General features: G+C 67.2%; 10 protein-coding genes. 4 read left to right on the plus strand and 6 right to left on the minus strand.

Annotated elements, in window-relative coordinates; genetic code table 11:
• Positions 1-8 precede the first annotated feature (8 nt).
• The 6 genes from QAR72_RS12755 to coxB form a co-directional block, all read right to left on the minus strand.
• A complete protein-coding gene (locus QAR72_RS12755; protein ID WP_304617758.1) occupies positions 9-680 on the minus strand; it encodes an SURF1 family protein in 672 nt (223 codons plus the stop codon).
• A 74-nt stretch (positions 681-754) separates the two neighbouring features.
• Positions 755-1,582: a cytochrome c oxidase subunit 3 gene (locus tag QAR72_RS12760; RefSeq protein ID WP_304617759.1), complete on the minus strand. Its 828-nt coding sequence runs from the start codon at positions 1,580-1,582 to the stop codon at positions 755-757.
• Positions 1,583-1,616: 34 nt separating this feature from the next.
• Positions 1,617-2,192 (minus strand): cytochrome c oxidase assembly protein, encoded by a 576-nt coding sequence (locus QAR72_RS12765; protein ID WP_304617760.1) that lies wholly within the window; start codon positions 2,190-2,192, stop codon positions 1,617-1,619.
• Positions 2,189-2,416: a hypothetical protein gene (locus QAR72_RS12770; RefSeq protein WP_304617761.1), complete on the minus strand. Its 228-nt coding sequence runs from the start codon at positions 2,414-2,416 to the stop codon at positions 2,189-2,191. The genes QAR72_RS12765 and QAR72_RS12770 overlap by 4 nt, the downstream gene beginning before the upstream one ends.
• The gene (gene cyoE, locus QAR72_RS12775; RefSeq protein ID WP_304617762.1) at positions 2,416-3,333 is read right to left on the minus strand and encodes a heme o synthase; all 918 of its coding nucleotides are present in this window, start codon (positions 3,331-3,333) and stop codon (positions 2,416-2,418) included. The genes QAR72_RS12770 and cyoE overlap by 1 nt, the downstream gene beginning before the upstream one ends.
• A 57-nt stretch (positions 3,334-3,390) precedes the next feature.
• The gene (gene coxB, locus QAR72_RS12780; protein WP_331497654.1) at positions 3,391-4,233 is read right to left on the minus strand and encodes a cytochrome c oxidase subunit II; all 843 of its coding nucleotides are present in this window, start codon (positions 4,231-4,233) and stop codon (positions 3,391-3,393) included.
• Positions 4,234-4,480: 247 nt separating this feature from the next.
• Between coxB and tldD the strand changes: the two genes are divergently transcribed.
• From tldD to QAR72_RS12800, 4 genes are all read left to right on the plus strand, one after another.
• Complete coding sequence (gene tldD / locus QAR72_RS12785; protein WP_304617763.1) at positions 4,481-5,902, plus strand: metalloprotease TldD; 1,422 nt, start codon at positions 4,481-4,483, stop codon at positions 5,900-5,902.
• Positions 5,903-6,019: 117 nt separating this feature from the next.
• Positions 6,020-7,168 carry a DNA-processing protein DprA gene (gene dprA, locus QAR72_RS12790; RefSeq protein WP_304617764.1) on the plus strand — a complete coding sequence of 383 codons (1,149 nt, stop codon included), beginning with the start codon at positions 6,020-6,022 and terminating at the stop codon, positions 7,166-7,168.
• 90 nt (positions 7,169-7,258) lie between these two features.
• On the plus strand, positions 7,259-9,949 hold the full coding sequence (gene topA / locus QAR72_RS12795) for a type I DNA topoisomerase (protein ID WP_304617765.1): 2,691 nt from the start codon (positions 7,259-7,261) through the stop codon (positions 9,947-9,949).
• A gap of 91 nt (positions 9,950-10,040) precedes the next feature.
• Positions 10,041-10,381, plus strand: a 341-nt coding sequence (locus QAR72_RS12800) for a CoA transferase subunit A (protein ID WP_304617766.1), incomplete at its 3' end; no start/stop codon positions are given.

Here is a 10,381-nt window from a genome sequence, read left to right on the forward strand (position 1 = left end):
TTCGTCCTTCAGTATTTGCGCTGCCTGATACGCCAGATCAGCGCCAGTGTCATCACCGCCCATGTCGCCGCGATCAGGAACCACTGCATCGCATAGGACAGATGGTTGTTCGGAATCCCCTCGACCGCGACGGGGATCGGGCGCGCGCCCTGATTGTCGCCCTGCACGAAGCTGGCCACGACCAGCACCGGCAGCGTGTCCAGCACCTCGGCCATGTGCTCGACATCGCGGGCGAACCAGATGTTCTCGTCCAGGTTCGGTGCGGGGGTCGAGGCGCTGGCATCCTGCGGCCAGTGCAGGTTTCCGGTGATCTGCAGCCGGACTGGCGGGCGTTCGACGCGGCGCATCTCCTGCGGCACGAAGCCCCGGTCCACCAGGATCGCCCGCCCGTCATCGGTGATGAAGCGCGAGACGACCTGATAACCCGCGCCCTGTTCGCGCGTATGGGACAGGACGTCGATCTCGGCCCCCGTGGTGGTGCCGCTGACCGTGACCGGCAGGTATTTCATCGAGGGGTCGATCTGGTCCGGAAGGGGCACGGGGGGCGCATTGATGCCCTCGACGATCTCGGCCAGAAGGCCCTCTTTCCAGTCGCGCCGGTCAAGCTGCCACAGGCCAAGCTGGATCAGGACGGCGCAGCCGACGATGCCGACGACAAGCGGAAAGAGATAGCGGCGCATGGCATTTCCGATCTTGGACAACGAAAAACGCGCGGGGCTGATCCCCGCGCGCCTTTTTTCGCTGGTGGCGGGGATCAGCTGCCCCAGACGTAGATGACGGCGAACAGGATCAGCCAGATCACGTCGACGAAGTGCCAGTACCAGGCGGCGGCTTCGAAGCCGACATGCTGGTGCTGGGTCATCTGGCCCTTCATGAAGCGCCACAGGCAGACCGCAAGGAAGATCGTGCCGATGATGACGTGCAGGCCGTGGAAGCCGGTGGCGATGTAGAAGGCCGAGGCATAGGCGGTATCGGCCAGGCCAAAGGCGGCGTGGCTGTATTCATAGGCCTGCAGGCCGGTGAAGATCACGCCCAGGGCCACGGCGACGGCCAGACCGTTGATCGCCACCTTGCGGTCGCCCTCATGCGCCCAGGCATGGTGCGCCCAGGTCACGGCGACTCCCGACAGCAGCAGGACCAGCGTGTTGATGAAGGGCAGGTGCCAGGGGTCGAAGGTCACGATGCCTTCGGGCGGCCAGACGCCGTCGCGCAGCGGGCTTTCGGGGCCCATCGGATACATGGCGTTCTTGATGAAGTTCCAGAACAGCGAGACGAACAGCATCGCCTCGGAGATCACGAACAGGATGAAGCCGTATTGCAGGCCCAGACGCACGACGGGGGTGTGATCGCCGGCCTCACCCTCGCGGATCACGTCGGCCCACCAGGCAAAGCTGACATAGGTCGTGGCAACCAGGCCGATCAGGAACATCCAGGGGCCGGTGATCGGCGCGCCGAACAGCGTCACCTCGCCCGTCATCCAGGCGACGGCGCCGAACAGCATGACGAAGACCGCCACCGAGGCGAGGAACGGCCATATCGAGGCCGGAAGAATATGGTAGTCGTGGTTCTTTGCATGCGCCATGGCGGATCCCCGTCGGCTCCCTCGAAGTCTTGTCTCAGTTGATGGTCTCGGCCGTGTCCGTGTCAAGCGCGGCGCGCCGGGGCTCGGTCCGGTGGAAGGTATAGGACAGCGTGATGTCGCGCACCCAGCTTGCGTCGCGGTCCTTCACGATCTCCGGGTCGACGAAGAAGCTGACCGGCATCTCGATCCGCTCGCCCGGCTGAAGGGTCTGTTCGGTGAAGCAGAAGCACTCGACCTTGCTGAAGTAGAAGCCCGAAATCTCGGGCGCGACGTTGTAGCTGGCCGTGCCGGTGATGGGCACGTCGGAATTGTTGATCGCCTCGTAGAAGGCCAGGCCGTTCTCGCCGATGCGGACATCCATGCGGTTCTGCATCGGGCGGAAGGTCCAGGGCAGGTTCGGGTCGGTATTGGCGTCGAAGCGCACCCGGACGACTTCCTCAAGCACCAGATCGGGCGCCGCCGCCGAGACCTGCGTGGTGCCGCCGAAGCCCGTCACCCGGCAGAACCAGTCGTAGAACGGCACCGCAGCCCATGACAGCGCGCCCATCGTGATGACCACGCCGACCAGCTTGGTCGCGGTGCGGCCTTCGGGGCTCATGCGTTTCATCATTCGGCGGCCTCCTGTGACGGGTTCGGTGCGGGTTCGGCGGGTTCCTCTGCGGGCAGCAGGCTGACGCGGGGCTGGTGGTCGAAAGCCTCCAGCATGTGGCCCTGCTGGACCTTGACCACCGTCAGCGCGAAGACCAGCGCGACGAAGCCGATCAGGACGACGCCCAGCCCGACATTGCGCGACCGGCGACGGCCGTGAAGTTCATGTTCAGCCTTGAGTTGCATCACCACGCCCCCAGCCAGTTCTGCCCCAGCAGCGCCAGGAAATGAAGGAAGAGATAGGTCAGCGACAGTTTGAAGACCCGCTTTTCGGTCGCGAAATCGTCGCCCCGCGCGGCCTCTTCGCTGCGCTTCAGGATCTGCCAGCCGCCCCGGATGAAGGCCGCGTTCAGCACGACAGCGACCGCCAGATAAAGCGGACCGCCAACCGAGGTGAAGCCAAGCCACAGCGAGAACGGCGCCAGCACCAGCGTGTAGGCAAAGATGTGGCGGCGCGTCACTTCGCGGCCATGCGTGACCGTCAGCATCGGCACGCCGGCATCCTTGTAATCGTCGCGCATGAACAGCGCGAGCGCCCAGAAATGCGGCGGCGTCCAGAAGAAGATCAGCGCGAACATCAGCAGCGACTCGATCGAGACGCCGCCTGTCGCGCAGGCCCAGCCAATCATCGGAGGGAAGGCGCCCGCCGCGCCGCCGATGACGATGTTCTGCGGCGTCCAGCGCTTCAGCCAGATCGTGTAGACCACCGCGTAGAAGAAGATCGTGAAGGCCAGGAACAGGGCGGCGAACCAGTTGGCCACCAGCCCCAGCATCATGACCGAAAGGCCCGACAGCGCCAGCCCGACGGCCAGCGCCTCGCCGCGCTGGATCCTGCCCGAGGGGATCGGACGCGACTGCGTGCGCCGCATCACAGCGTCGATGTCGCTGTCATACCACATGTTCAGCGCACCCGATGCCCCGCCGCCAAGCGCGATGAACAGCACCGCGCAGAAGGCCAGGAACGGATGCACATCCACCGGCGCGATCCACAGGCCGACAAAGGCCGTGAACACCACAAGCGACATCACCCGCGGCTTCAGCAGGGCGACATAGTCGTTGAACTCGGCCTCGGGGGCGGTCTGGCAGGCGTTGATATCGGTCATCGCGCGTTCATCATCCTTCCTTGGCCGGGGCTGTCAGCCCCGACCTGGGTCGCAAGATCACTCGGCGCGGGCCAGCGTGATCTCGGCTTCGGCGTCGAGGGAAGCGGTCTGCGCCGCCTCTTCGCCAAGGGTGCCGCCCTGTTCGGCGATCCAGGCGGCATAGATTTCGGGGCTGACCGCCTTCACGACGATGGGCATGTAGGCGTGGCTGATGCCGCAAAGCTCGCTGCACTGGCCGAAATAGACGCCCTCTTGCTCGACATTGAACCACGCCTGGCCGATGCGGCCCGGAACGGCGTCCTGCTTCACGGCGAAGGCCGGGATGGTCCAGGAATGGATCACGTCGCTGGCTGTGATCTGGACCAGCACGTTCTGGCCGACCGGGACGACCATCGCGGTGTCGGTCGCCAGCAGGTATTCGTCGGGCGCATAGCCGTAATCGGCCAGTTCATCCTCGGCCAGCATCAGCGAATCGAAGGCGATGCCGTTGTCGGGATATTCATAGGACCAGTACCACTGGTGGCCGGTGATCTTGACGATCACGTCCGGGTTTTCCGGCATTTCCTGGCTGCGGAACAGGATCGGCAGCGAGAAGGCCCCGATCGCCACGAGGATCAGCACCGGAACCAGCGTCCAAGCGATCTCGAGCGGGGTGTTGTGGGTGAATTTCGCAGGAACCGGGTTCGCGCGCGAATTGAAGCGGACGATCACGATCAGCAGCAGCACGCAGACGAAGATCGTGATGGCCGCAATGATATACAACACGAAGTTGTCCAGCCATTGCTGGTCCCGCGCCAGTTCGGTCGCCGCCGGGTGGAACCCGGTCCCGCGCGCCACCGGCTTGCCGATCGAGGGCAGCTCGCCCAACACGTCCTGCGCCAGCGCAGTGCCGGTCAGCATGCCCGCAGTCGCGAACCCCGTAGCTGCCGCGACTGCCCCGCGAATCATCGCTCTTGCCATCGTTCCATCCCGTTGCATTGGCCCGGCCTGAACAGCCGCAGGGGCCGCCGCGAGGCTGCCCCTTTTCCTTTCACAGTGACCGTTCTATGACCATATCTCGCCCTCTCGGGCAAGTGATACCTACGGAAATCCGGCGATTTTGGGAACGCGACCCGCTGCCGCGCATCCCGACCCGGCAGGAGGCCAGATGACAGACGCGACCTTCGACCCCTTTGCCGATCTGCTGGACCATGATCGTGCGCTGGCGATCCTGCGCGACGCCGTCGCGGGCGCCGAGGACGGCGAGTTGTTCCTCGAGCGCAGCCATAGCGAGGCGCTGACCTTCGACGATGGCAGGCTGCGTCATTCCAGCGCGATGGCGGGTCAGGGCTTCGGCCTGCGCGCCGTGCGCGGCGAGGTGACGGGATACGCCCATTCCACCGACATCTCCGAGGCTTCGCTGCGCCGCGCTGCGGAAACGGCGCGTCTGGCGGTGGGTGCGGGCGGCGGTACGCTGGCCGATCCTGCCCCGATGCGTCCGGTCGCGCTATACCCCGCGATCGACCCGGCCGAGGGCATCGGCATCGCCGCCCGCATCGCCCTTCTGCGCGAGATCGACGATTACGCCCGCAGCCTGGATCCGCGGGTCGTGCAGGTCACCGCAAGCATCGCCAGCGCCCTGCAGGAGGTCGTGATCCTGCGCCCCGAAGGCGGCCTTGTCCGCGACATCCGCCCCATGACGCGACTGAATGTCGCAGTGATTGTCGAGAACAACGACCGGCGCGAATCCGGCAGCGCGGGCGGCGGCGGGCGCGTCTCGCTGACCGGCCTGATGGAGCCCGCCCATTGGCGCGCCCAGGTGGACGAGGCGCTGCGTATCGCGCTGGTCAACCTGCGCTCGGTCGCGGCGCCGGCGGGGGTGATGGACGTGGTTCTCGGGCCGGGCTGGCCGGGCATCCTGCTGCACGAGGCCGTGGGCCACGGGCTGGAGGGTGACTTCAACCGCAAGAAGGCCAGCGCCTTTGCCGGCCTGCTGGGCCAGCGCGTCGCGGCGCCGGGCGTGACGGTGGTCGATGACGGCACCCTTCCCGACCGGCGCGGCAGCATCAACATCGATGACGAGGGCACGCCCCCCGCCCGCAACGTGCTGATCGAGGACGGCATTCTCGTCGGCTACATGCAGGACCGTCAGAATGCGCGGCTGATGGGTGTCGCCCCCACGGGCAATGGCCGGCGCGAAAGCTTCGCCCATGTGCCGATGCCGCGCATGACCAACACCTACATGCCGGGCGGCGATGCGGACCCCGCCGCGATCCTTGCCGATCTGAAGGACGGGATCTACGCGGTGGGTTTCGGCGGCGGCCAGGTGGACATCACCAACGGCAAGTTCGTCTTTTCCTGCACCGAGGCCTATCGCGTGAAGAACGGCGTGGTGGGCGATCCGGTGCGCGGCGCGACGCTGATCGGGGACGGGGCGACCGCGCTGCAACAGGTGCGCGCGATCGGAAACGACATGGCGCTGGACCCCGGCATCGGCAATTGCGGCAAGCAGGGCCAGTGGGTGCCGGTGGGCGTGGGCCAGCCGACGCTGCTGATCGGCGGGCTGACGGTGGGCGGCTCGGCCGCCTGAACAATACGGCCCCGGTAACGGGTTGTTAACGACCTTCGCGCTAGACCTGCAGGCGGATGAGTCGGAGACAGCTTCATGAACGGGTCCGCATTGCACGCAATCCCCCCCAATCCTGCGATGATGCGGGATGACGATCTGTCGGTCTTGCGGCTCATCCGCTCTCGCAGGGTGGGGCCTGCGACCTTTCACCGGCTGATGTCCGAACATGGCAGCGCCGCAGAGGCCCTGCGCGCCCTGCCCGAAATCGCCGCCGCCGCCGGGATCGATGATTACCAGACCTGCCCCGAAGGCGTCGCCGTCGCGGAATTGTCGGCGGGCCGGCGTGCGGGGGCGCAGCTCATCCGCTGCGATTCGCCGCTTTATCCGCCCGCCCTGCGCCAGATCGAGGGGGCGCCACCGGTCCTGTGGCTACGGGGCGATCCGGCCTGGCTGGCGCGCGACATCGTTTCGGTGATCGGGGCCCGAAACGCATCCTCTCTCGGGCTGCGGATGGCGCGGGGGATGGCGGCGGGGCTTGGCGAACAGGGACTGGTCGTGGCGGCGGGGCTTGCGCGCGGGATCGACACGGCCGCCCATAACGCCGCGCTGCCCACCGGCACGATTGCGGTGATGGCGGGCGGGGTCGACGTCATCTACCCGGCCGAGAACGCGGTCCTCGCCGCGCAGATCGCCGAGAAGGGCGCGCTGATCTCCGAGCAGCCGCCCGGCACCGAACCCGCGGCGCGCCATTTCCCCACCCGCAACCGCATCGTGTCGGGGCTGTCGCGCGCGGTGGTCGTGATCGAGGCCGCGCATCGTTCGGGCACGCTGATCACGGCGAGGAACGCGCTGGATCAGGGGCGCGAGGTGATGGCGGTCCCCGGCCACCCGATGGATGCGCGCGCCGCCGGCTGCAACGCGCTGATCCGCGACGGGGCGCTTCTGGTGCGCAGCGCGTCCGACGTGGTCGAGGCCTTGGCCGAGGCCACGCGCCAGATCGAGGAACGCGCCGAGGCCGAGGCCGCCCCCGTCGCGGCGCCACGGCCCGCCGCAAGGCGGCTGCCCGGCAGCGGCGGCCCCGTCATGGCGCCTTCGTCGCGCGACCGTGGCGGGCCGGTGCAGCTTGAGCAGCGCATCCTGTCGCGGCTCTCGCCCTCGCCCACGGACGAGAACGACCTGATCCGCGATCTGGGCATTCCCGTGGCGGTCGCGAATGCCGCGATCGTGGCGCTGGAACTCGAGGGGCGGCTGACGCGGGTGCCGGGCGGGCGCATCGCCTTGTGCTGAGGGCGGGCGGCAGGGGCGCGACCAAGGGCCGTTGACAGCACCGCGCCCCGCACCCATGTTGCCGCCCCATCGCAGTTGCCCGAGGAATCCATGCCCGTCGTCGTCGTCGAATCTCCGGCCAAGGCCAAAACGATCGAGAAATATCTGGGCGGGGATTACCGTGTTCTGGCCAGTTTCGGGCATGTCCGCGACCTGCCGCCCAAGGATGGCAGCGTCGATCCCGAACAGGATTTCGACATGAAATGGGAGGTCGCGGCCGACAGCAAGAAGCACCTCAAGGCGATCAAGGACGCGCTCAAGGACGACCAGTCGCTGATCCTGGCCACCGACCCCGACCGCGAGGGCGAGGCGATCAGCTGGCACCTGCTGGAAGCGCTGGCCCCTGCCCTGAAGAAGGGCGCCGAGGTCAATCGCGTCACCTTCAACGCGATCACCAAGACCGCCGTGACCGAGGCGATGGCCCGCCCGCGCCAGATCGACCAGCCGCTGGTCGATGCCTATCTGGCCCGCCGCGCGCTGGACTATCTTGTGGGCTTCAACCTCTCGCCGGTGCTGTGGCGCAAGCTGCCCGGCGCCAAGTCGGCGGGCCGCGTGCAATCGGTCTGCCTGCGCCTGATCGTCGACCGCGAGATGGAGATCGAGGCCTTCAAGCCCCGCGAATACTGGTCGGTCCATGCCCGCCTCGCGACGCCCTCGGGCGAGGAATACGATGCGCAGCTCGTTTCTCTGGCGGGAGCGAGGCTCGACCGCTTCGATCTGGGCACGGCCGAGAAGGCGGCGATGGCGCTGAGCGCGGTGACCAGCCGGGCCCTCAAGGTCGCCAGCGTCACCGCCAAGCCGGCCAGCCGCAATCCCTGGCCGCCCTTCATGACCTCGACCCTCCAGCAGGAGGCCTCGCGCAAGCTGGGCATGGGCGCCAAGGCCTGCATGTCTGCGGCGCAAAGGCTCTACGAGGCGGGGCTGATCACCTACATGCGGACCGACGGGATCGACATGGCGCCCGAGGCGGTGATGTCGGCGCGCGACGCGATCAAGGCGAAGTTCGGCGAGACCTACCTGCCGAAATCGCCGCGCATGTACAAGAACAAGGCCAAGAACGCCCAAGAAGCGCATGAATGCATCCGGCCGACCGACATGATGATGTCGCCGGACCGGCTGAAGGTGAGCGCGGACGATCAGAGGAAGCTCTATGACCTGATCTGGAAGCGCACCATCGCCAGCCAGATGGAGGCCGCGCGGATGGAGCGCACGACGGTCGAGATCGCCAGCCCGGACGCCCAGGTCGGCCTGCGCGCGACGGGTCAGGTGATGCTGTTCGACGGTTTCCTGCGCGTCTACGACCAAGGCCGCGACGACGACGAAGGCGAGGACAGCGCCCGCCTGCCCAAGATCGCCGAGGGCGAGGCCGCCCGCCTCGTGCCCGCCGCCTTCGACGAGGAACTGGCGAAGGCCCGCGAGAAGGGCGGCGATCCTATCGACGCCCCCGCCGGCCAGCGCGGCGCGCCCGGCCTGCTGACGGATGAACACGCCGCGGCTGCCGCGCGCCAGCACTTCACCCAGCCCCCGCCCCGCTACACCGAGGCGACCCTGGTCAAGCGCATGGAAGAGCTGGGGATCGGCCGTCCCTCGACCTATGCCAGCATCGTCACGACGATCCAGGACCGCGACTATGTCCGCAAGGACAAGAACCGCCTGATCCCCGAGGACAAGGGCCGGCTTGTCACGATCTTCCTGCTGAAATACTTCCCGCGCTATGTCAGCTACGACTTCACCGCGGATCTGGAGAACGAGCTGGACGAGATCAGCGCGGGCGAGCGGGTCTGGCGCGACGTGCTGGGCCGCTTCTGGAAGGATTTTTCAAAGGCACTGGAGGGCACGTCCGAGCTGCGGATCACCGAGGTTTTGGACGCGATCGACGAGGCGCTGGCGCCCCATCTCTATCCGCCTCGGGCCGATGGTGGCGATCCGCGCACCTGCCCGCTCTGCAACGCGGGGCGGCTGAACCTCAAGACCGCGCGTTCGGGCGGTGCCTTCATCGGCTGCACGAATTACCCGGAATGCCGCTACACCCGTCCGCTGTCCGCGCCCGATGGCGAGGCGCCGGTGGGCGACCGGGTGCTGGGAGAGGATCAGGGCGAGCCGATCAGCCTCAAGACCGGGCGCTTCGGCCCCTATGTCCAGCGCGGCGAGGCGAGCGAGGAGAATCCCAAGCCGCCCCGCGCCTCGATCCCGAAGGGCTGGGACCCCGCGAGCCTGGATCTTGAAAAGGCCGTGCAGCTTCTGTCGCTGCCACGCCCCGTCGGTCCGCATCCCGAAGATGGCGTGCTGATCGAGGCCGGGATCGGTCGCTTCGGTCCCTATGTGAAACATGGCAGCAAGTATGCCAACATCGCGGATGTGGACGAGGTCTTCACCATCGGCATGAATCGCGCCGTCGAGGTTCTGGCCGCCAAGCAGACGCGGGGCCGCGCGGCAGCCGCTGCACCCTTGCGCGAACTGGGCGAGCATCCGGATGGCGGTCCGATCCAGGTGATGAACGGTCGATACGGACCCTATGTCAAATGGGCCAAGGTCAACGCCACCCTGCCCCGCGACACCACGCCCGAGGATCTGACGCTGGAACAGGCGCTGGAGCTGATCGCCGCCAAGGCCGGCAAGACGCCGGCGAAGGCCGCGCGCAAGCCCGCCGCGGCGAAGACTGCAAAGCCCAAGGCCAAGGCTGCGCCCAAGGCGAAGGCGAAGCCCGCCGCCAAGGGCAAGGCCGCCAAGGCTGCGGATTGAGGGCTGCGGGCGATAACATCGCCCGCGCCGATTGACAGCGGATGCAGCACGCCTAGTGTGCAGGTGCAGAAACACAGACGGGGGGAGGCCGATGAAGAAGGTTTATGCCACTGCCGATGCGGCTCTGGATGGTTTGCTTCACGACGGGATGTTCATCGCGGCCGGTGGTTTCGGGCTCTGCGGCATTCCGGAATTGCTGATCGACGCGCTGGTGCGCTCGGGGGTGAAGGACCTGACGATCGCCAGCAACAATTGCGGCGTGGACGGGTTCGGGCTGGGCAAGCTCTTGGACACGCGCCAGATCCGGAAGATGATCAGCTCCTATGTGGGCGAGAATGCGGAGTTCATGCGGCAATACCTCTCGGGCGAGCTGGAGCTGGAGTTCAACCCGCAGGGCACCTTGGCCGAGCGGATGCGCGCGGGCGGTGCGGG

The sequence above is a fragment of the Paracoccus sp. (in: a-proteobacteria) genome (genome assembly GCF_030604785.1).
Taxonomy (GTDB): domain Bacteria; phylum Pseudomonadota; class Alphaproteobacteria; order Rhodobacterales; family Rhodobacteraceae; genus Paracoccus.

Excerpts from the sequence above, each read along its gene's own strand:
- QAR72_RS12755 (WP_304617758.1), bottom strand. The coding sequence starts at position 680 with ATGCGCCGCTATCTCTTTCCGCTTGTCGTCGGCATCGTCGGCTGCGCC.
- QAR72_RS12760 (WP_304617759.1), bottom strand. The coding sequence starts at position 1,582 with ATGGCGCATGCAAAGAACCACGACTACCATATTCTTCCGGCCTCGATA.
- QAR72_RS12765 (WP_304617760.1), bottom strand. The coding sequence starts at position 2,192 with ATGATGAAACGCATGAGCCCCGAAGGCCGCACCGCGACCAAGCTGGTC.
- QAR72_RS12770 (WP_304617761.1), bottom strand. The coding sequence starts at position 2,416 with ATGCAACTCAAGGCTGAACATGAACTTCACGGCCGTCGCCGGTCGCGC.
- cyoE (WP_304617762.1), bottom strand. The coding sequence starts at position 3,333 with ATGACCGATATCAACGCCTGCCAGACCGCCCCCGAGGCCGAGTTCAAC.
- coxB (WP_331497654.1), bottom strand. The coding sequence starts at position 4,233 with ATGCTGACCGGCACTGCGCTGGCGCAGGACGTGTTGGGCGAGCTGCCC.
- tldD (WP_304617763.1), top strand. The coding sequence starts at position 4,481 with ATGACAGACGCGACCTTCGACCCCTTTGCCGATCTGCTGGACCATGAT.
- dprA (WP_304617764.1), top strand. The coding sequence starts at position 6,020 with ATGATGCGGGATGACGATCTGTCGGTCTTGCGGCTCATCCGCTCTCGC.
- topA (WP_304617765.1), top strand. The coding sequence starts at position 7,259 with ATGCCCGTCGTCGTCGTCGAATCTCCGGCCAAGGCCAAAACGATCGAG.